Here is a 20,833-nt window from a genome sequence, read left to right as displayed (position 1 = left end):
CGGCGCCCATGGCCAGGTTTCGCTACCGCATTCTCGACCCCGATGGCAGCGCCCGCCAGGGCGTGCTGGAAGCCGCCGACCCGCAAGCGCTGGCGGCGCAGTTGCAGCGCCAGGGCGCGTTGGTGCTGCACATCGAGCCGGCGGGCCAGCGCTGGCTGGCCTGGCAGCCACGGCGCAGCCTGAGTGGCGCGGCGCTGGTGGCGTTCACCGCGCAGTTGGCGATTCTGCTCAACGCCGGCCTGGCGCTGGACCGCGCCCTGGGCATCCTCATTCATCAGCCCGGCAAGGCCCAGGCGCCCGTGCGGGCGCTGGTGACCCGGGTGCGCGAACGGGTCAAGGCCGGCCAGCCACTGTCGGCGGCGCTGGCCCAGGAGCCGGCGCAGTTCAGCCCGTTGTACTTGAGCCTGGTGCGTGCCGGCGAGGCGGGCGGGGCGCTGCAGGACAGCCTGCAACAGCTGGCCGACTACCTGGAGCGCAGCCAGGCACTGCGTGGCGAGGTGGTCAACGCGCTGATCTACCCGGCGTTCCTGGTGGTGGGCGTGCTCGGTTCGCTGGTGCTGTTGCTGGCCTACGTGGTGCCGCAGTTCGTGCCGATCTTCCAGGACTTGGGTGTGCCGATTCCGCTGGTGACCGAGTTTATTCTCGGGCTGGGGCAGTTCTTCAACCGCTTCGGCCTGGTGCTGCTGGCGGCGCTGGTGGTGCTGGCGGTGGTGGGCCGCCGTGCCTGGCAGCGGCCGGCGCTACGCCTGCGCTGGGACCGCCGCCTGTTGCGCTGGCCGGTGCTGGGCGGGCTGTTGCAGCGCCTGGAAGCCGCGCGGTTGGCGCGCACCCTGGGCACGCTGCTGCACAACGGCGTGGCGCTGCTGGCGGCGTTGAAAATTGCTTGCGAGGTGGCCGGCAACCGCGCCGTGCGCGCCCAGGTGGTAGCCGCTACCGAGCAGGTCAAGGGTGGCGGGCCGTTGGCCGTGGCGCTGAGCGGCCATGGCGTGCTGCCGGAATTGGCGCTGCAGATGATTGAGGTGGGCGAGGAGGCCGGCCAGCTCGACAGCATGCTATTGAAGGTGGCCGAGGTGTTCGACGCCGAGGCGCGGCGCAGCATCGCGCGGTTGCTTGCCGCCCTGGTACCCACCCTGACCATTGTCATGGCGGTGCTGGTGGCGTTCATCATGTTGGCCATCATGCTGCCGCTGATGAGCCTGACCAGTAATATCTGAGGGCTGACCATGAGGCTGTCACGTACGCGTGGGTTCACCTTGCTGGAGATGCTGGCGGTGATTGTGCTGCTGGGCATCGTCGCCACCATTGTCGTGCGGCAAGTGGGTGGCAACGTTGACAAGGGCAAGTACGGCGCGGGCAAGGCGCAGTTGGCCAGCCTGTCGATGAAGGTCGAAAGCTACGGCCTGGACATGGGCGCACCCCCTCGCGACCTCAACCAACTGGTGGACAAGCCGGCGGGTGCCAGCCACTGGGCCGGCCCCTACGTCAAGCCGTCCGACCTCAAGGACCCGTTCGGCCACCCCTTCGGCTATCGCTACCCCGGCCAGCATGGCGCCTTCGACCTGATTTTCTACGGCCAGGATGGCCAGCCGGGCGGCGAGGGCTACAACGCCGACCTGGGGAACTGGGAGTGAAAGCCGCCGGCTTCACCCTGCTGGAACTGCTGCTGGTCATCGCCCTGATGGCGGTGGCCCTGGGCGTACTCAGCTTCGGCCTGGGCCGTGGCCTGGAGGCCGCCCGCGAGCGCCAGGCGCTGCGCGACATCGTCGGCGCTCTGCGTCAGGCGCGCACCCAGTCAGTACTCAGTGGCGTGCCGCAGCAGGTGCGCTTCGACCTGCCGGGCCACCGTTTCCAGGCCCCTGGGCAGGCGCCGGGGCACTGGCCGGCTGACCTTGGCCTGCAGCTGACCACGGCGGCCGACCTGGGCGCGGCGGTGGCGTTCTTCCCCGACGGCAGCTCCAGCGGCGGCCACCTGCTGCTGGCGCGTGGCACGCAGACGTGGCGTATCGACGTCGGCTGGCTGCTGGGCGATGTACGCTTGCGGGCGCTGCAATGAAACGCCGTGCACACGGCTTCACGCTGCTGGAAATGCTCGCTGCGCTGGCAGTGTTCGCCCTTGGCTGCACGGTGCTGTTGGTAGCGTTCGGGCAGGCCGCGCGAACCCTCGAACAGGTGCGCGGCAACGACCACCTGAGCCTGGTGGCGCGCAGCCTGATCGACGCCCGGCGCGGCCAGCCCTGGCAGGTGGGTGAACAGCAGGGCGTGGAGGCCGGCGTGGCCTGGCGCCTGCGCGTCAGCCGCGAGCCCGGCGCGGCGAACCTGCTGCCGCTGCTGCGCCTGGACCTGCAAGTGCGCGAAGGCTCGCGCAAGCTGCGCCTGAGCACCCTGGCGGTGCAGGCGCAGCCCCCCCTGGAAGCGCGCCGATGAAGCGCAGCGTACAGGCGTTCACGCTGCTGGAGATGCTGCTGACGCTGGCCCTGCTGGCGGTGTTGCTGGGCCTGGTTGGCACCGCGCTGATCGGTGCCAACCGCGCGCTGCTCAAGGGCGAGCGCTACAGCCAGCGGCTTGCGCAGGTGCGCGCCAGCCAGGATTTTCTCTACCGGGCGCTGCAGGGGGCACTGCCGGTGGACGTTCCGGGCACCAGTGGCGAGCAGCTGCGGGTGTTCGATGGCGAACCCCAGCGCCTGGTGTTCGCCGCCGGGCTCAACAGCGCCCTGGGCGGTGGCATCCAGGTGCACACGGTGGAACTGGTGGGGCAGGACGGCCACCAGGCGCTGCAGGTGCGCTTTGCCCAGATGCAGCGCGACGGCCCACGCCCGTGGGGCCAGCCCCAGGTATTGCTGGACGATGTGCACGACCTGCGCCTGAGCTACCGCGGCCGTGACGACCGGGGCCGCGCTACCGCCTGGCTGCCGCGTTGGCCCTGGCCTGCGCGGCTGCCACAGGCGGTGCGCATTGACCTTGGCAGCGGTGACGCAGTGCCCTGGGCCACGCAAACCATCGCCCTGCGCCTGGAACTCAGCGAACAGCAGGGGGCACCATGAACCGTCGACAACAGGGCATGGCACTGCTGCTGGTGTTGTGGGCGCTGGCGCTGCTGGCCATGCTGCTGGGCGGGCTGGTGCTGGAGGTGCGCCAGCAGGCGCGGCTGAGCCTGTGGCAGCGCGAGCACACCCGCGCAAGCCTTGCCGCCGAGGCCGGGCTGAACCTGGCGGTGCGCGCCCTCAGTGACCAGGACGGCCAGCGCCGCTGGCTGGCCGATGGCCGCGTGCGAACCCTGCAATTCGACGACGCGCGGCTGTTGGTGAGCGTGCGCAGCGAGCGCGGCAAGCTTGACCTCAATGCCGCCCCGGCCGCCGACTTCGCCCGCCTGGCCCAGGCCCTGGGCGCCTCGCCCGCCCAGGGGAGGGCGCTGGCGGTGGCGCTGGAACAGCGCCGGGGCGACAACCAGCCACCGCTGCGCGCCCTGGAAGAGCTGCGCGACCTGCCCGGCATGAGCGCTGCGCTGTACCAGGCGCTGCTGCCCCAGGTCACGGTGTGGAGCGGCCAGGAAAGCCCAGACCCGGCTTTCGCCAGCCCGGCGCTGCAGCAGGCCCTGGGGTTGCCCAGGGTCGCCAGCCTGGGTGCGGAGGCCGGTGAAGTACTGAACATTCGCAGCCAGGCGCAACTGCCCGACGGATTCACCGCCGTGATCGACAGCACGGTGCTACTGTCAGGCATGGAGGACAGCGCGCGGCCGTTCCGTATCGTGCGCTATAACGAATGAGACCCCGGCCCATGCGTGCAGTCACTCTGTGGCTCTGGCAAGAACGGCTAAAGGGGCGATGGCATGGTAGCCCGGCGCAGGCTTTTTTCCATGCCTGGGGCCGGGAGCTGCTGGCCAGCCTGCCTGCGGCCCTGCGGCGCGGCCTGCAACCGCGCCGTGCGCCCCGGCATTGCCCGTGGCCACTGCCGGCCCAGCCGGCGGCGGCAGCCATTGGCGAACGGGTGATTCTCGACCTGCCTGCCGAGCTGGTACTGACCCAGCGCCTGGCGTTGCCGCTGGCGGCTGCCCGTGACTTGCCCCAGGTCATGCAGTTCGAGCTCGACCGTTTCACCCCCTTTACACCCGACCAGGTTCATTACGTGCTGCGCCGCGAAGCCGTGGACGCCGAGCAGCTGTGGGTGACCTTGGCGCTGGTGCGTCGCGAGTGGCTGCAGCAGTGCCTGGCCCAGTGCAGTGAAAGCGGCCTGGTGCTGGACGGCATCGAAGTACTCGATGCCCAGGGCTTGCCGACGGGCCTGGATTTGCTGCCCCGCACCCATCAGGCGGTGGCCAGCGGCCGCGGCCGCTACCTGGTGCCGGGGCTGGCGTTGCTGTGCCTGGTGTTGGCGCTGGCGCTGCCGGCGGTGTGGTTGCACAACCGCGGCACCGCCGTGGCTGCCATGCACGCAGAGGTCCAGGCGCTGCGCCAGCAGGCAGGGGAAGTGGCGGCGCTGCGCACCTCGCTGGACGCCGCCCAGGGCGCCGCGCAGTTCCTCGGCAAGCGCCGCCAGGTGCAGCCGGGCCGCGCGTTGCTGCTCAGCGAACTTACGGCCTGCCTGCCGGCGGATACCTGGTTGCAAAGCCTGGAGGTGCACGCCGACGGGCAGGTCGACCTGGCCGGGTTCAGCGCCCGGGCCAGCGCCTTGATTGGCCAGATCAAGGGCTGCCCGCATTTGGTCGACGCCCAATACCAGGGGGTCATCCAGCCCGACGAGGCCAGTGGCCGCGACCGTTTCTACATGCGCGCCCGGGCGCGCGGGGAGGCCGGCGATGCGCCGCACTCTGACGCCCCGTGAACGGCGCATTGGCGCCTGGCTGCTGCTGGCGGCGCTGCTGGCGCTGGTGTATGGCCTGGTGATCTGGCCGCTGTACGTGGCCCCCGCGCAAGAACTCGACGCCCAGGCGCAGGCCCTGGCCCAGCAACGCCAGCGCTACCAGCAACTGCTGGCCCAGCGCCCGGCGTTGGAGCAGAGCTTGCAGGCTGCCCAGGGCGATGATGTCGGCCTGCTGCCCGGCGACGACCCCAGCGCGGTGGCCGCCGACCTGATGCAGGATGTCGCCCAGCGCATTAAGGACCTGGCCGGGCGTGGCGCTGGCTGCCAACTGACCCAGCGCATGCCCATCGTCACCCAGGACCAGGCCACGGCGCCGTTCCGCCAGGTGCGCCTGAGCCTGGACCTGGACTGCGCCATTGAACCGCTGACGGTGTTGCTGCAGCAGCTGGAGGCGGCGCAACCGCTGCTGTTCGTCGACGAACTCAACGTGCATCGCGCCAATAACGCGCCGCCCGCCGGTGGCGCCGGGCGGCTGGTGGTGCACCTGTTGGTCAGTGGATACCTGAGCGCTGCGCCTGCCACCGCGCCCACCGAGGAACCGGCGCAATGACTGCCTGGCGGCGGCCGCTGGTGCAGGCATTGGCGCTGCTGGCGCTGTTGCTGGCGGCCGCCCTGGCCTGGTTGTGCAGCGGCGTAGGCAGCCAGCCGCAGTGGCCGCCCACCCAGGCCCAGCCGGCACCGGTGGTGGCCGCCGAGGCGCCGGCCTTGCCCGAGGCGCCGGAACTGCAGCAGCTGGGCAACACCTGGCAAAGCCCGTTGTTCAGCCCTGACCGCGCGCCCGACCGGGCCGTGCAGGCTGCCAAGGCGGCGCCAGACCTGAACGGCTTGCGCCTGACCGGCGTGGTGATCGACGGCAGCGTGCGCCGGGCGTTGTTCAAGCAGGCCGACGGCCGCGACCTGAGCCTGCGCGAGGGCGCGCAACTGGCCAACGGCTGGCGCCTGCTGCACGTCGAGAACCAGGCCGTGCAACTGGAGCTGAACGGCGAGAGCCGGCGCCTGCAACTGCCCGCACCACGCCTGCCAAATATGCCGGTGAAGCCTTCGCCGTCGTCCATACTGCCAAACGGGCCCGCGCCTTCACCGCCAGCCCCCGGGGGTCATTGAATATGCCATCGTCCTTCGTTCCCGTCCTGCTCGCCGTGTTCATCCTGGCCGCCTGTTCCACCGCGCCGCACAGCCTGGACAACGACTACAGCCTGGAACGCGAGGCCCTGCGCGGCACCGGCGACCAGCGCGGGTCGGTGCCGCCCACGCCCATGCCGGCCCCCGTGGCCAACCCGCCGGGCACCGTCAGCGGCAGCCAGCGGCAGATCATCCAGGGCAACCAGCGCTTCGTCCAGGGCCCTGGCAACACCGTTGGCCGGCCGGTGGCGGCCCCGGGTGCGGCGCGCCAGGGCGATGGCAGCGGTGGGGTGATGTTCAACTTCAACAACCAGTCCATCGTCGCCGTGATCAACACCATCATGGGCGACCTGTTGCAGGAAAATTACAGCATCGCCCAAGGGGTGACGGGCGACGTGTCGTTCTCCACCTCAAAGCCGGTGGACAAGGCCCAGTCCATGGCCATCCTGCAGTCGCTGCTGTCGTGGACCAACAACGCCATGATCCGCCAGGGCGACCGCTACCTGATCCTGCCGGCCAGCCAGGCGGTAGCCGGGCAGTTGGTGCCGTCCATGGAACTGCGCCAGCCGGCGGCGGGGCTGTCGGTGCGGCTGTTCCCGCTGCGCTTCATCTCGGCCACGGAAATGCAGAAGCTGCTCAAGCCGTTTGCCCGCGAAAATGCTTTCCTGCTGGTGGACCCCGCGCGCAACGTGCTGGGCATGGCCGGCACCAGCGATGAGCTGGCCAACTACCAGGCCAGCATCAGCACCTTCGACGTTGACTGGCTGCGTGGCATGTCCATCGGCGTGTTCGGCCTGCAACGCGCGACGGTGGCGGAACTGATGCCTGAGCTGCAGAAGGTCTTCGGCCCCGACAGCGGCACGCCGCTGGCTGGCATGCTGCGCTTCATGCCCATCGAACGGACCAATTCGGTGGTGGCGATTTCCTCGCAGCCGCAGTACCTGCAAGAGGTGGGCGAGTGGATTCGCACCATCGACAACGGCGGCGGCAACGAGCCGCAGCTGTACGTGTACGACGTACGCAACATGAAGGCCAGCGACCTGGCCCGCTACCTGCGGCAGATCTACGGCAGCGGCGCCATCAAGGAAGAGGCCGCCGCCGAGGTGGCGCCGGGGCTGACCACCACCACCCTGGGCACGCCCATCGGCAGCAACGGCAGCGGCATGGGCGGCGGCGGCCTCAGCAGCCTGAGCCGTAGCAACGCCATTGGCCAGGGCAACAACCCGATCATCCAGGGCGCCAATACCCAGACCCAGGGCTACGGCCAACAGGGGCAGGGCGCGGCCAACGGCAGCGCGAATACCGATGACACTGACAACGCCGACACCGCCACCAGCGGCGGCCGCAAGAGCCTCGACGACAGCACCCGCATCACTGCCCAGCAAAGCAGCAACCAGCTGCTGATCCGCACCCGCCCCAGCCAATGGGCCGAGATTGAAAGCGCCATTCGCCGGCTGGACAACCCGCCCATGCAGGTACAGATCGAGACGCGCATTCTTGAAGTGTCGTTGACCGGCGAACTGGACCTGGGCGTGCAATGGTACCTGGGGCGCCTGGCCGGCAACTCCACTACCACCGGCATTGGTGACGTCGCAGGCAGCCAGGGTGCGTTGGGCAGTGGCGGCGCGGGGTTGGGCGCCACTGATGCGCTGTTCTATTCCTTCGTTGGCAATAACCTGCAGATCGCCATTCGTGCCCTCGAAGCCAGTGGCAAGACCCAGGTGCTGTCGGCGCCGTCGCTGGTGGTGATGAACAACCAGCAGGCGCAGATCCAGGTGGGCGACGACATTCCCATCAGCCAGACCACGGTGAACACCATTGCCTCGGACACTACCCTGAGCAGCGTCGAATACGTGCAGACCGGGGTGATCCTCGACGTGGTGCCGCGCATCAACCCCGGTGGCCTGGTGTACATGGACATCAAGCAGCAGGTCAGCGACGCCGGCACCACCACCAGCGCCGACGTCAACCCGCGCATTTCCACGCGCTCCATCGCCACCCAGGTGGCGGTGCAAAGCGGCCAGACCGTGCTGCTGGGCGGGCTGATCAAGCAGGACAACACCGAGACGGTGAACAAGGTGCCGTACCTGGGTTCCATCCCCGGCCTGGGCTGGCTGTTCGGCGCCACCACGCGCAGCAAGGGGCGCACCGAGTTGATCGTTCTGATCACCCCACGGGTGGTGACCAACAACAGCGAAGCGCGCGAGGTGACGGACGAGTATCAGCGGCAGTTCAAGCTGCTGCAACCGGCGCGGTGACGCCCCACCTTGGGGCGCCCTGCAGCGCTGCGCTCCGGCGTGTGGCATTTTTTGCTCCCGGTGCGAATGCTGGGCAACGCCCTCATGGCCCCGCCGATAAAGGCCCGCGAGGGCTCTGGCACAAGCTTCATGTGGCGACCGGCAGAGCTGGCAAGCAACCTGCAATACCTGACCAATCGATCAGGTTTGTTATCAAGGTACTTCGCCATGTCCCCATCTTCCCGCCCCCTCGACATCGTTATCATCGGCGCAGGCATCGGTGGCCTGTCCGCCGGCATCGCCCTGCAGCGCGGCGGCCACCGCGTGCGGCTGTTCGACCGGGTGCCGCAGCTGACCCCGGCCGGCGCGGCCATTTCCATCTGGCCCAACGGCGTCAACGTGCTGGCCAAACTCGGCCTGGGCGCTGCGATCAAGGCGGCCAGCGGCAACATGCGTGGCATGAGCTACAGCACCGCCGAAGGCGAGCTGTTGACCCGCTTCAGCCTGGAACCGCTGTATGAAAGCGTCGGCCAGCGTGCCTGCCCGATCGCCCGCACCGCCTTGCAGGCGATTCTGCTGGAGGCCTGCGGGCCGCAGAATGTCACCCTGGGGGTGAGTTATGAAACCGTCGAGCCCCTGGACGATGGCGTGCGGGTGACCTTCAGCGACGGCCAGCAGATCAAGGCCGACCTGGTGGTGGCCGCCGACGGTACCCACTCGCGCCTGCGCAACCATGTGGTGGGGCGCGAGGTGCAGCGCGAGTACTGTGGCTACGTCAACTGGAACGGCCGCATCGACGCTGCCGCCGACCTGGCCGCCGAGGGGGAGTGGACGCAGTTCGTGGGTGACCACAAGCGTGTGTCGCTGATGCCCATGGGCAACGGCCAGCTGTATTTCTTCTTCGACGTGCCGTTGCCGGCCGGCACGCCCAACCAGCGCGAGGCTTACCGCGACGACCTGGCGGAGCATTTCAGCGGCTGGGCGGCGCCGGTGCAACGGCTGGTCGAACGCCTGGACCCAGGCATCGTCAGCCGGGTGGAAATCCACGACATGGCGCCTATCGCCAGCTTCGTCAAAGGCCGCGTGGTGCTGCTCGGCGACGCTGCCCACCCCATGGCCCCGGACCTGGGGCAGGGTGGCTGCCAGGCCATGGAGGACGCCTGGGTGCTGGCGCGCTGCCTGGACGGCGCTGGCCCAGGCCTTGATGCCGCGCTGCAATGCTATGACGCCGCCCGCGCCGAGCGCACCGCGCAGATCATGCAGCGCGCCCGTGCGCGTTCGGCCGTTACCCATGGCGGCGAGCCGCAGGCCACCCAGGCCTGGTACCAGGAACTGGCGGCAGAAACCGGCGAACGGGTGATCGCCGGCCTGGCCAAGACCGCCATGGGCGGCGGTGAACTTCTGCAATAGCCCCCGTAGCAGCTGCCGCAGGCGGCGTCCAAAGGCTGCGCGTTGCCTGTGACGCGGCCTCGCGGCCGCTGCTACAGTTAGGGGTATGCCAAGGCTGTGGAGCGTGCCATGAATCGTTTGCGCTGTTTCGCGGTAGTGGCTGCCCTCGGGTTTACCGGCGCTGCCGCTGCGGCGCAATACACCACCGTCAACCCCACGGCCAGCACCTTGAGCTTCACCTTCAGCCAGATGGGGTCGCGGGTCTACGGCACCTTCAAGACCTTTGTCGGCACCCTGGATTTCGACACCGAGCACCCCCAGGCTGCGCATTCACGGCTGGTGATCGAGCTTGCCAGCATCGACGCCGGCAGCGAGACCGCCAACACCGAACTGCAGAAACCCGCCTGGTTCGACACCACCGCCAACCCCCAGGCCACCTTCGAATCCACGGCCACCCGGGACTTGGGCGACAATCGCTACCAGGTCACCGGCAAGCTTACCCTGCGCGGCATCACCCGCGAGGTGACAGTGCCTTTTCGGCTGAAGGCCGAGGGCGGCATCGGCATTTTCGAGGGTGAACTGACGCTCAAGCGCAGCGACTTCAACGTGGGTAAGGGCGAGTGGGCGGAAAGCATGGTGTCGGACGACATCGCAATAAAATTCCGCCTGGTGGCGCCCCAACGCTGACGCCGTAGCAGCAACTGTCTTGTGGGAGCTGGCTTGCCAGCGAGCTTTTATGGCCCAAACAGCTCGCTGGCAAGCCAGCTCCCACAGGAAATAGCAGCCGAAGGCTGCGTCCGGCGGCGAGCCTGCGGATCCGCGTTGCCGGGACGCGGCCTGCGGCCGCTGCTACAGGGAAGCGAGCTGCACACAAAACCCGTAGCAGCTGCCGAAGGCTGCGTCCCGGCACCCTCGCGTTCAATGGGCATCTGCCGACGGCTGCGGCGGCGGCTGCACCTTGTGCATCAGTGGCACCAGTGCCGTGGCGACGATGAAGCAGGTCATGATCATCAGGAACGCGTCGGCGTAGGTCAGGGTCTGCGCCTCGCGCCAGGTCAGCGCCCACAGCTGGCGGAGCGCGGTCTGGCTGGCGTCGAGGCTGTTCTGGCCCAGCAGTTGGGCGTTCAGCGTCAGCTGTTCGAGCCAGGTGTTCATGCTCTCGTTGCGGGTATTGAGGTGTTCGGCCAGGCGCAGGAAATGCAGGTTGCTGCGGTCGTTGAGCACCGTGGCGCACGCGGCGATGCCGAGGGCGCCGCCCAGGTTGCGCATCAGGTTGAACAGGCCCGAGGCCAGCTTCAGGCGGTCGGGGGCTAGCGAGCCGAGGGTCAGGGTGACCACCGGCGGCACCGCCATCTGCTGGGCAAAACCACGTATAGCCTGGGGCAGCAGCAGTTCTTTTGCGCCCCAGTCGTGGGTGATGGGCGAAAAGTCCCACATGGACAGGGCGAACAACGCCAGCCCCAGCATCAGTATCCAGCGCAGGTCGATGCGGTTGGCCAGCAGCGCGTACACCGGAATCGCCAACAGTTGGAAGATGCCGGTGGAGAACACCGCCAGGCCAATGTCCAGCGAACCGTAGCCGCGCACCCGGCCCAGGAACAGCGGGGTGAGGTAGATGGTGGCGAAAATGCCGATGCCGGTGATGAAGGAGAACAGGCAGCCCAGGGCGAAGTTGCGCTCGCCCAGGGCGCGCAGGTCGACGATAGGCTCGCGTATTTCCAGGCAGCGCCAGATGAACAGCGCGCCGCTGACCGCAGCGATCCAGGCGGTGGTGGCGATGGTGCTGTCGCTGAACCAGTTCCAGCGCGGGCCTTCCTCCAGGGTGTATTCCAGGCAGCCGAGGAATACCGCCATCAACGCCATGCCGATGTAGTCGGCGCCCTTGAGCAGGCTGGGGTTGGGGCGGTCGACCTTGACCAGCATCGGCACGGCGAAGGTCACGAACAGCCCGGGCAGCAGGTTGATGTAGAACAGCCAGTGCCAGGATGAGATGTCGGTGATCCAGCCGCCCACCGCCGGGCCCAGGGTAGGCGCCAGGGAGGCGATGGCGCCAATGGTGGAGGCGGCGATAACGCGTTGCTTGCCGGTGAAATACATGAACGCGGTGGTGAACACCAGCGGGATCATCGAACCACCCAGAAAGCCCTGCAGGGCGCGGAAGGCGATCATGCTCTGGATGTTCCAGGCCAGTGCGCACAGCAAACTGGTGAGGGTGAAACCGGCGGCGGAGGCGGCGAACAGCCAGCGCGTGCTCATCACCCGCGAGAGCCAGCCGGACATGGGGATGACGATGATTTCGGCGATCAGGTAGGCGGTCTGCACCCACGCGGTGTCGTCGGCGCCGGCGGACAGGCCGCCGCCGATGTCCTTGAGCGAGGCGGAAACGATCTGGATATCGATCAGCGCAATGAACATGCCGACGCACATGGTGGCGAAGGCGGCGACCTTTTGGCCTGTGCTCAGGGTGGGCAGCGGGCTGTTCATGGCCGGCTGGCCACGGCCACGTCATCGCCGGCAGCGGGTTGCTGGGTATCGACCCGTGCGGTCACCGACAGCCCCGGGCGCAGTGCGCCGAACTCGGCGTCGCTGCTGTCCAGCCGCACCCGCACCGGCACGCGCTGGACAATCTTGGTGAAGTTGCCGGTGGCGTTCTCGGGTGGCAGCACGCTGAACTGCGCACCGGTGGCCGGCGCCAGGCTGTCGATGTGGCCGTGGAATTCGCGGCCGGGAAGGATATCGGCGCGGATACTCACGCCCTGGCCCACCTGCATGCGCGCCAGCTGGTCCTCCTTGAAATTGGCGTCGACCCACAGCCCCTTGGCCGGCACCACGGAAATCAGCTGGGTGCCGGCCGCGGCGAAGGCGCCCACCCGCGCACGGCGGTTGCCGACGTAGCCGTCCACCGGCGCGCGCAGCTCGGTGTAGCCGATGTTCAATTGCGCCTGGTCGCGTTCGGCCTGTGCCTGCTGCAACGCGGCGCGGGCCTGGCCGCGCTGGCTGTCGATCACGCCCAGCTGGCGCTGCGCGGCCTGCAGCCCGGCTTCGGCGCGGGCATGGTCGGCCCGCGCGGTCTTCCAGGTGGCGTTCACGCGCTGGGCGCTTTCCACTGACACCGCCTGGCTGCGTACCAGGGTCTGGTAGCGCACGTGGTCATCGCCGGCGCGCTGGGCTTCGGCGTCCGCTGCGTCAATCTGCGCGCGGGCCTGGTTGATCACCGCTTGCTGCAGCTGCTCGGTGGCGTCGAGGTTGACCAGCGTCGCTTGCTGCGCCGCCACGGCGCCGTCGGCCTTGGCCAGGGCGGCGCGGTAGTCGCGCACATCGATGCGCGCCAGCAGGTCGCCGGCCTTGACGAACTGGTTGTCCTGCACTGTCACGTCGGTGATATAGCCAGGCACCTTGGCGCTGATCACGGTGACGTCGGCGCCCACGTAGGCATCGTCGGTGTCTTCGATGAAGCGGCCGTCCAGCCACCAATGGCCGCCGTAGGCCAGGGCGCCGAGCACGGCGAGGGCCAGCGCACCCAGGCGCAGGGCTTTCCTGCGGCTGGCGCCAGGGGTGGCGGTGGTGGTTTCGGGTGCGGGGGTGACGTGAGCGTCCATGGCGGGCGGCCTCGTGTTGTTCGGAGGGTGTTTATATTATGGTCATAATATTACACAGTGAATCTAATATGGGAAGGGTGGGGGGAGGTCCGATGGTCGGTGCGGCGCAGCGCAGCCGCGCCCAGGAAACGCCGCGAACTGCGTTTGATCTTGATCCCGTGAGGCCGTTGATCTTGATTGTGTGCCCCATAAAGCGCCAGGGCCGACTGGAGGCGTGCCAAGCGGTCCACGGCGTAGCGCGCTTCGGCGATTTCGGACATATCCATTTTCGCGGGGATACCACCGACCGTTTCGGCCTTACGCCGACTCACTTTTTTTCAGACGCCAAAAAAAGTAAGCAAAAAACGCTTGCCCCTGCTTGGGCCCTCCGCTGCGCTACGGGTCCCCTCCTTCCGGCGCCGCTCAACGGGCAGACGGCACCCGCTATAGAAGCCTGCGGGTTACCGTCTCTTCGGCCTGCGGCCTCGGCCCTGCGGGCAGCCCGTTGATCGACGCCTCCAGTCGGCCCGGGCGCTTTACGGGGCATACAATCAAGATCAAAAGCCAGATCAAGATCACAAGCCAGATCACAAGCAGATCACAAGCGCGTCGTATGCAACGCTTCTAGGTGCCGCTGTTACAGGGGCACGGGGGCTTTGCCCGATTCGTCATTGATCAGCAGCATGCTTTGCGGCGAAGACAGCGCCACGCCCATCTCACGCAGTTGACCCAGAATGGTAAACAGCAGATCACTCCGCGCCCCCGACACCGAACGAGGGCTGTTCACATACCCGCTGGCGCTGATGATCAACCCACTGGTGGTCAGGTCCTTGAACGACACCGACGGCGCCGGCGCATCCAGAATCGACTCATGGGCATTCAACGCGTTGAGCAGCAGCTCGCGGATTTTCAGCACATCGGTGTCCAACGGCAGGGTCAGGGTAATGCCGACCACGCCAAGGGCGTTGCCCATGGTCACGTTGCGCACGTTCTGGGTGATGAACTGCGAGTTCGGCACGATCACCGTGGAACGGTCGGACATCTGGATCTCCGTGGCGCGCACGTTGATGCGGCGAATGTCGCCTTCAACGCCCGCCAGGCTCACCCAGTCGCCTACCTTCACCGGGCGCTCGGTCAGCAGGATCAGGCCGGAGATGAAGTTCTGCACAATCGCCTGCAGGCCGAAACCGATACCTACCGACAGCGCACTGACCACCCAGGTGAGGTTGGTGAGGCTGATGCTCAGGGTAGACATCACCATGATCGCCAGCAGCACGTAGCCGATGTAGCCCACCAGCGTCACCAGCGAGGCGCGCATGCCGGCGTCCATGGTGGTTTCCGGCAGCAGGCGTTCGGTCAGCCAGGCCTTGAGGATACGGATGCCCAGCAGGCCACCGACCAGCAGGCCCAGGGCCAGCAGAATGTCGCCGGGCAGGACTTTCAGGCCGCCCAGGGGCTTGTCGCCCAGGTCCAGCAGGGTGAAGCTGTCGAGGATTTCCGCCGGGCTCGACCCCGATGGCATGAACGCCAGCAGCATGCCGGTGAACAGCAGCAGGGTGCGGCCCACGCCCGCCAGCAGGGTGCTGACCTGGGCCTGGTGGCGCTGCGACAGGCCCAGCGCCGAGGCCAGGGCCAGGCCGCCGGGTTCCTTGGGCGACAGCAGGGTTTCGCACAGGTCGCCGAAGAACGCGATCAGCAGGTAGGCGCTGGTGGCCACCACGCTGATCCACAGCATCTTCACGGTAAGGAAGTAGGCCAGGGTCAGGTAGCCGGTGACCAACGCCAGCAGGATCACGCCGACCCAGGCGCCAATCAGCAGCGGGATCAACGCCGGGAAGCCGGTAGGCCGCTCCAGGTCGAAGCGGTGGTGGGTGCGGTGGTAGCGCACCAGCGCCCAGAAGGCGATCAGCGAGACCACCAGGGCGGTCAGGCCGTTGACCGCCACGGTCAGCGCCAGGCTGCTGGCGATGACGCTGTTGACGCGTTCCTGGGTGCCGATCAGCATCAGCGCCAGGGCCAGCATTTTCGGGAACGGGCCCAGTGCCGAGGCAATTTCATCGGCGATGTTCGGCAGGCGCCAGGAAGGCCGGCGCAGCATCAGCATGGCGCGGCCCAGGCCGACGATGAAGGCGCAGAAAATCGCCAGGGTCATCATCTGGTCCAGCAGGTTGACCACGTTGGCGCTGAGGTCGGCTTTGCTGGTGATGCCCCAACGCAGCACCGACGCCGAAACGCCGATGGTCAGCACGGTGGTCAGGCCCACGGTCAGCGCCAGGGCGCTGCGGCGCAGGCGGCCCTCGGGCAGGAAGCGGGTCATGGCCCAGGCCAGCAGGCGCTCCAGCAGGCGGCGGCCACTGGTCCAGATCAGTACGGCAACAACCAGCGCGCCGAGGAAGAACCAGCGCGCACCGGCTGCCAGCACGGCTTCACTGCCGCTGCCGATGTCCTGGGCGAGGCTGCCCAGGCGACGTACGTCGTCGTCGGTGGGGCGAATCAGATTAGACCAGAAGGTCGGGCTGAGCGGGCTGGCCGAGCGGGCGCTGATCTGCGAGTTGAACAGGCCGCGGCGCAGGTTGACGATCTGCGTGGCCAGGTCACGCGCCGATTGGCTCAGGGCGGTCAGCTGCTTTTCGTCGTCCACCAGCGCGTTGCGCTTGCCGGTCAGGGCCTGGCGCTGGGCGGTGAGGGTGGGCGCCTCATCTGCCACCAGCGGGCCGATGACCTTGAGCTGGTCGTCCAGGTGCTCGATGCTGACGGAACGCTGGGTGTTGAGGTCGTCGGCCTGCTTCTGCACCTGCAGCGCCGCCTGGCGCAGCGTGGACAGCTGGTCGTCGTTGTTGCTGCCCGACACCCGTTGGCGAATCAGGTCGAGCTGATCGTTGAGGGCATCAAGGGTGGCGCCGTCAGCCAACGTCGGCAGCGCGGCGGCGTTCTGGGGCTGGGCAGCACTGGACTGCGCGAAGGCTGGCAAGGTGGTACAAAGCAGTAGCAGGGTAAGCACCCCGGCGTACCAACGGTTCAGCTTGGCTTGCTGCATTCTCGGTTCTCTTTGTGCGGTGAGCGTGTAAACCGCAGAAGAGTAACAGAAAATTGCGGGGCGCCCGGTGAACCCCGCCGGGCGGGCCTGGCCCAGGTTCAGGCGTTGAGCATTCGCGCGATGCCGAAGGTCATGGCGCTGGCCAGCGCGGTCAGGGTGAAGGCCGTGGCCACCAGCCATTTGATCAGCGTTGATTCCATGCCCGCAAGGTCGGCCTTCGTGGCACCGTGTTTTTCGATCGAGTCAGTCTTGCCCTCCACGCGGGTAAGCTTGTCGCGAATCTCGGGCAAGGTGTGCTCCAGTCTTTCGATGCGCTTTTCCATGCCATTTGCTCCCGCAGGGTTGGAACCGTGGCGGCCTTTGCCCCGGTTGGAATCACTGCGCTTGAGCGCAGTGGCTTCTGGTGCGTTGAAGTGCGGTTTGCAATCGAAGCTTCCATTCATGTTGATTCATCCTCTTCCCGGCGCAGCCCTGGCTCTGAAGGTGGGGGGCGGGTGATGGGGAAAGCCTACGGTGGTAATCACGCCCTCACAAGCTGGCGGCGTAGAATCAGAAGCGTCCTACGCGGGGTCCTACGTCAGCAAAACGGGCGTCTGTAGCCGCTACCGCCAGGTTACGGCCAACGGGGGCTAGATTGATGGCCCGCCCAGCCCTGATGCTCGGGCCCTGTTCAGAACGCCCGCAGCAGCGCATTCAACGCTTCGAAATAAGCCCCTGGCACAGCGCGCTCAGCCTCGCCGGGCAGTTGCGCCAGCACGGCCGATGCGCGAGCGTGGACCTCGCTGCCGGCGGGCGTGGGGCTGAGTTTTATCCGGCGCCGGTCGGGCTGGTGGTGCACCCGCTCAAGCCAGCGCTTGCGCTCCAGCTGGTCGACGAGGGTGGTCACGCCAGACAGCGAAATGCCCAGCTGCTGGCTCAGGTGCATCGACACGCTGGTCTTGTGTTTCACCAGCTGGTCGAGCAGGTTGAACTGCGAGATTGTCAGCCCCAACGGGGCCAGACGTTGCCTCAGCTCGCGTTCAAGCGTGCCACGCGCTTGAGTCATGAGCCGGTAGGAATCCAGGTACGCTAAAGTCATGCGGGAAACGCCAGTGGTTCGGGGCAGGAAAAGCTTGCCGCGGCAGGGTACGACGACCGGCACTGGAAATTAACGGGGGATCGCTCAAAGCACAGTTACGTGGGGCGCAACGATCAGGGTCGGGGAGGCCAGGACGCGGCAGGCGGCCGCTGTAAGGATTGCGTAGCAGCTGCCGCAGGCTGCGTCCGCTCCACGCGGTGTGTCAGGTTCAGCGCGCCGCTGAAGACGCGGCCGGCGGCCGCTGCTACGGGGGTAGCAGCGGCGTGGAGGTTACATCAGACAGGTTTGCGGGTGTACCAGCCGTAGCCGGCGATGGCGGCGTAGCACACCGCAGGCACCGCCAGGGAGAACGACAGGGTGCTGAAGTCGGCCACCAGGCCGGTCAGCGGCGGCACGATGGCGCCGCCGACGATGGCGCAGCAGATCAGCCCCGAACCTTCGGCGGAACGTGCACCCAGGCCGGCGCAGGCGAGGGCGAACAGGGTCGGGAACATCACCGAGTTGAATAGGCCCACGGCCAGGATCGACCAGCCGGCCACGGCGCCGTGGCTGTTGGCCGCCAGCAGGATCAGGCTGATGGAGCAAGCGGCGGCGCACGCCAGCACCTTGCCCGGGGCGAACCGGCGCAGCAGCGCGGCACCAATGAAGCGGCCGACCATCGCGCCACCCCAGTAGTAGGCCACGTGCTTGCCGGCAAGCTCTGCGTCGAAGCCGAACGTGTTGTCCTGCATCAGGAAGTTGGTCAGCAGGCTGCCGATGGCCACTTCCGCACCCACATAGAAGAACAGGCTGGCCGCGCCCAGGGCGAAGCGCGGGCGCTTGAGCAGGCTCAGGGCCGCCAGCGGGTTGCTGGCTTCCGGGTTGATGGTGGGTGGCAATTGCTTGCGCTGCTGCCAGACGATCAACGCCACGGCCACCAGCGCCAAGGCGATGCCCAGGTAGGTGTGGCTGATGACCTGGGCCTCTTCGGCCAGGAAGGCGATCAGCGCCTGTGGCGACAGGCTGGCCGGGTCGACGGCGTTCAGCGTGCCGAGGATCAGGATGGCGCCCAGGTAGGGGGCCACGGTGGTGCCCAGCGAGTTGAAGGCGTGGGCGAAGGTGACGCGGCTGCTGGCGGTGTCGGTAGGGCCCAGCAGGTTGATCAGCGGGTTGGCCACCACCTGCACGATGGTCACGCCGATGGCCAGCACGAACAGCGCGCCCAGGAAGGCGCCGAACACACCCACCAGGGCAGCAGGAATGAACATCAGGCAACCGGCGGCCATGGTCAGCAGGCCGATGACCGCGGCGCGCATGTAACCCACCCGCGCCAGCAGCAGGCCGGCCGGAATCGAGGCAATCACGTAGGCCAGGAAGAACGACGACTGCACCAGCATGGCCTGGGCGTAGGTCAGGCTGAACAGGCTTTTGAGTTTCGGGATCAGCACGTCATTGAGACTGGTGATGCTGCCGAAAATGAAAAACAGCGAGAAAACGAAAAAACTCAGGCGCTGGACGTTGCCGGAGGCAAGGGAGTTCAGCTCTGGTTTGGCAGTGGCAGTGCCGGTCATGAAAAGGCTCTCGGTCTTATTTATGCTTGGAGGAATGGAAGTACGCCGGAGCGACGGTGCAGAGGAAGGTCATGGTGAATCAGCCAGTGTTGGGGCCGCGGATAATACTATTGTGGTGTCGAAATTCAACCGAATGGTCATGAAAACAGGCACTTGCGTGCAAAGAGGGGCGGCCAGTGCAGCCTTGTAGCCGCTGCCGAAGGCTGCGCTGGCCCGATTTAACGACGTATTTCTTCAGCGCAACCAGTTGGTTTTCGCCAGGTTCACCAACTCTTTTGCCCGCCCATCCAGCACCGCGCGCAGCATGAACAGGCCGAAACCCTTGACGTTGGCGGCGGTGATTTCGGGCGGGATGATCAGCTCCTGGCGCTCGCTGACTACATCCACCAGCACCGGCCCGTCATGGGCGAAGGCGCAGGCCAGGGCGGCTTCCAGGTCCTGGGGGCGTTCCACGCGGATGCCCTTGATGCCCATGCTTTCGGCAAAGGCAGCAAAGTTCGGGTTCTTCAGCGCGCAGCCCACGTCCGGCAGGCCGCTGGCCTTCATCTCCATTTCGACGAAGCCCAGGGTGCCGTTGTTCAGCACTATCACCTTCACCGGCAGGTTGGCCTGGCTGAGGGTAAGGAAGTCACCCATCATCATGCTGAAGCCGCCGTCGCCGGACATCGATACCACCTGCCGCCTGGGGTAGGTGGCCTGGGCGCCGATGGCCTGCAGCATGGCGTTGGCCATTGAACCGTGGTTGAACGAGCCGACCAGGCGGCGCTTGCCGTTCATTTTCAGGTACCGCGCGGCCCAGGCGGTGGGGGTGCCCACGTCGCAGGTGAAGATGGCGTCGTCGGTGGCCATTTCGCTGACCAGGCGGCTGAGGTACTGCGGGTGGATGGTGCTGCTGCCGGGGCCGCTTTCGGCCAGGCTGTCGAGGTCCTTGCGCGCCTTGGCGTAGTCGGCCAGGGCCTGGTCCAGGTGAGTGCTGTCGGTGCGTTCGGGCAGGCGCGGCAGCAGTTGCCGCAGGGTCTGCTTGATGTCGCCGAGCATGCCCAGGGCCAGCGGGCAGCGGTTGCCCAGTGCTTCGGGCTGCAGGTCGATCTGGGCGATGCGTGCGTGTTCGGGGAAGAATTGCCGGTAGGGGAAGTTGCTGCCCAGTATCAGCAAGGTGTCGCAGGCCTTCATGGCCTTGAAGCCCGAGGCGAAGCCGACCAGCCCGGTCATGCCCACGTCATAGGGGTTGTCGTATTCCAGGTGCTCCTTGCCGCGCAGGGCATGAACGATGGGCGCCTTCAACTGCCGCGCCAGGGCCACCACTTCGGCGTGGGCACCGGCGCACCCGGCGCCGCACAGCAGGGTGATGCGCTGGCCCGATTGCAGCAATTGGACCAGTTGGTCGATTTCCGCTGCCTGCGGCACCACCACCGCAGGCTGGGGTGCCAGCCACGGGCTCACCGGCGCGTTGAGCGCGGCCAGGGCCACGTCACCGGGTATCACCACCACCGCCACGCCACGGCGGCTGACGGCCACGCGCATGGCGCGTTCCATGATTTGCGGGAGTTGCTCGGGGCGCGACACCAGCTCCACGTAATGGCTGCAATCCTTGAACAGGCTTTCGGGGTGGGTGGCCTGGAAGTAGTCGATGCCGATTTCGCTGCTGGGGATATGCGCGGCAATGGCCAGCACCGGCACGCCGCTGCGGTGGCAGTCGAACAGGCCGTTGATCAGGTGCAGGTTGCCCGGGCCGCAGCTGCCTGCGCACACCGCCAGTTCACCGGTCAGGTGCGCCTCGGCGCCGGCGGCGAACGCGCCGGCTTCCTCGTTGCGCATGTGCACCCAGTCCAGCCCGCCCAGGCGCCGCAAGGCGTCGGTGAAGCCGTTGAGCGAATCGCCCACCACGCCGTAGACGCGTTGGACGCCGGCTTGCTTGAGGGTGTTGACCATGTAATCGGCTGCGGTGGGCATGCTGCGCACTCCTGGATTCAAGTAGGTTCCTG

The 20,833-nt window shown here is 67.3% G+C and carries 19 protein-coding genes; 12 read left to right on the top strand and 7 right to left on the bottom strand.

Annotated features, from left to right (window positions below; translation table 11 throughout):
* The first annotated feature begins 8 nt into the window (after nt 1-8).
* The 12 genes from gspF (at nt 9) to AC0SZ7_RS12880 (ending at nt 10,292) form a co-directional block, all read left to right on the top strand.
* Nucleotides 9-1,214, top strand: coding sequence for a type II secretion system inner membrane protein GspF (gene gspF / locus AC0SZ7_RS12935; protein WP_475504779.1), 1,206 nt, complete (start codon nt 9-11; stop codon nt 1,212-1,214).
* 9 nt (nt 1,215-1,223) lie between these two features.
* The gene (gene gspG, locus AC0SZ7_RS12930) at nt 1,224-1,631 is read left to right on the top strand and encodes a type II secretion system major pseudopilin GspG (RefSeq protein WP_475504778.1); all 408 of its coding nucleotides are present in this window, start codon (nt 1,224-1,226) and stop codon (nt 1,629-1,631) included.
* A complete protein-coding gene (locus AC0SZ7_RS12925) occupies nt 1,628-2,053 on the top strand; it encodes a GspH/FimT family pseudopilin (protein WP_475504777.1) in 426 nt (141 codons plus the stop codon). The genes gspG and AC0SZ7_RS12925 overlap by 4 nt, the downstream gene beginning before the upstream one ends.
* Complete coding sequence (locus AC0SZ7_RS12920; protein ID WP_475504776.1) at nt 2,050-2,424, top strand: type IV pilus modification PilV family protein; 375 nt, start codon at nt 2,050-2,052, stop codon at nt 2,422-2,424. The genes AC0SZ7_RS12925 and AC0SZ7_RS12920 overlap by 4 nt, the downstream gene beginning before the upstream one ends.
* Nucleotides 2,421-3,041, top strand: a complete 621-nt coding sequence (locus AC0SZ7_RS12915; RefSeq protein WP_475504775.1) for a type II secretion system protein GspJ — start codon at nt 2,421-2,423, stop codon at nt 3,039-3,041. Before AC0SZ7_RS12920 ends, AC0SZ7_RS12915 begins: the two co-directional genes overlap by 4 nt.
* Nucleotides 3,038-3,763, top strand: a complete 726-nt coding sequence (locus AC0SZ7_RS12910; protein ID WP_475504774.1) for a type II secretion system minor pseudopilin GspK — start codon at nt 3,038-3,040, stop codon at nt 3,761-3,763. The genes AC0SZ7_RS12915 and AC0SZ7_RS12910 overlap by 4 nt, the downstream gene beginning before the upstream one ends.
* 11 nt (nt 3,764-3,774) lie before the next feature.
* Nucleotides 3,775-4,818 carry a PilN domain-containing protein gene (locus AC0SZ7_RS12905; protein WP_475504773.1) on the top strand — a complete coding sequence of 348 codons (1,044 nt, stop codon included), beginning with the start codon at nt 3,775-3,777 and terminating at the stop codon, nt 4,816-4,818.
* The gene (gspM, locus tag AC0SZ7_RS12900) at nt 4,793-5,407 is read left to right on the top strand and encodes a type II secretion system protein GspM (protein WP_475504772.1); all 615 of its coding nucleotides are present in this window, start codon (nt 4,793-4,795) and stop codon (nt 5,405-5,407) included. Before AC0SZ7_RS12905 ends, gspM begins: the two co-directional genes overlap by 26 nt.
* Complete coding sequence (locus tag AC0SZ7_RS12895) at nt 5,404-5,961, top strand: hypothetical protein (RefSeq protein WP_475504771.1); 558 nt, start codon at nt 5,404-5,406, stop codon at nt 5,959-5,961. The genes gspM and AC0SZ7_RS12895 overlap by 4 nt, the downstream gene beginning before the upstream one ends.
* A 2-nt stretch (nt 5,962-5,963) precedes the next feature.
* Nucleotides 5,964-8,237 carry a type II secretion system secretin GspD gene (gene gspD, locus AC0SZ7_RS12890; RefSeq protein ID WP_475504770.1) on the top strand — a complete coding sequence of 758 codons (2,274 nt, stop codon included), beginning with the start codon at nt 5,964-5,966 and terminating at the stop codon, nt 8,235-8,237.
* Nucleotides 8,238-8,444: 207 nt separating this feature from the next.
* A complete protein-coding gene (gene hpxO, locus AC0SZ7_RS12885; RefSeq protein ID WP_475504769.1) occupies nt 8,445-9,626 on the top strand; it encodes an FAD-dependent urate hydroxylase HpxO in 1,182 nt (393 codons plus the stop codon).
* A 108-nt stretch (nt 9,627-9,734) separates the two neighbouring features.
* Nucleotides 9,735-10,292 carry a YceI family protein gene (locus tag AC0SZ7_RS12880; RefSeq protein WP_475504768.1) on the top strand — a complete coding sequence of 186 codons (558 nt, stop codon included), beginning with the start codon at nt 9,735-9,737 and terminating at the stop codon, nt 10,290-10,292.
* A 231-nt stretch (nt 10,293-10,523) separates the two neighbouring features.
* Here AC0SZ7_RS12880 and AC0SZ7_RS12875 read toward each other — a convergent pair whose 3' ends face one another.
* The 7 genes from AC0SZ7_RS12875 to poxB form a co-directional block, all read right to left on the bottom strand.
* Entirely contained in the window at nt 10,524-12,089 is a 1,566-nt protein-coding gene (locus AC0SZ7_RS12875) for a DHA2 family efflux MFS transporter permease subunit (RefSeq protein WP_475504767.1), read from the bottom strand.
* Nucleotides 12,086-13,204: an HlyD family secretion protein gene (locus AC0SZ7_RS12870; RefSeq protein WP_475504766.1), complete on the bottom strand. Its 1,119-nt coding sequence runs from the start codon at nt 13,202-13,204 to the stop codon at nt 12,086-12,088. The genes AC0SZ7_RS12875 and AC0SZ7_RS12870 overlap by 4 nt, the downstream gene beginning before the upstream one ends.
* 616 nt (nt 13,205-13,820) lie before the next feature.
* Nucleotides 13,821-16,220, bottom strand: a complete 2,400-nt coding sequence (locus AC0SZ7_RS12865) for a DUF3772 domain-containing protein (protein WP_475504765.1) — start codon at nt 16,218-16,220, stop codon at nt 13,821-13,823.
* Between the two features lie 98 nt (nt 16,221-16,318).
* Entirely contained in the window at nt 16,319-16,543 is a 225-nt protein-coding gene (locus AC0SZ7_RS12860; protein WP_475504764.1) for a hypothetical protein, read from the bottom strand.
* A gap of 347 nt (nt 16,544-16,890) precedes the next feature.
* Nucleotides 16,891-17,265 (bottom strand): MarR family winged helix-turn-helix transcriptional regulator, encoded by a 375-nt coding sequence (locus AC0SZ7_RS12855; RefSeq protein WP_475504763.1) that lies wholly within the window; start codon nt 17,263-17,265, stop codon nt 16,891-16,893.
* Nucleotides 17,266-17,573: 308 nt separating this feature from the next.
* Complete coding sequence (locus tag AC0SZ7_RS12850; protein ID WP_475504762.1) at nt 17,574-18,848, bottom strand: sugar MFS transporter; 1,275 nt, start codon at nt 18,846-18,848, stop codon at nt 17,574-17,576.
* A 234-nt stretch (nt 18,849-19,082) separates the two neighbouring features.
* A complete protein-coding gene (gene poxB, locus AC0SZ7_RS12845) occupies nt 19,083-20,801 on the bottom strand; it encodes a ubiquinone-dependent pyruvate dehydrogenase (RefSeq protein WP_475504761.1) in 1,719 nt (572 codons plus the stop codon).
* Nucleotides 20,802-20,833: the final 32 nt, after the last annotated feature.

The sequence above is a fragment of the Pseudomonas sp. JC1203 genome (assembly GCF_056175065.1).
Note: the sequence above shows the minus strand (reverse complement) of the source record. Positions and strands in the feature narration are given on the sequence as shown.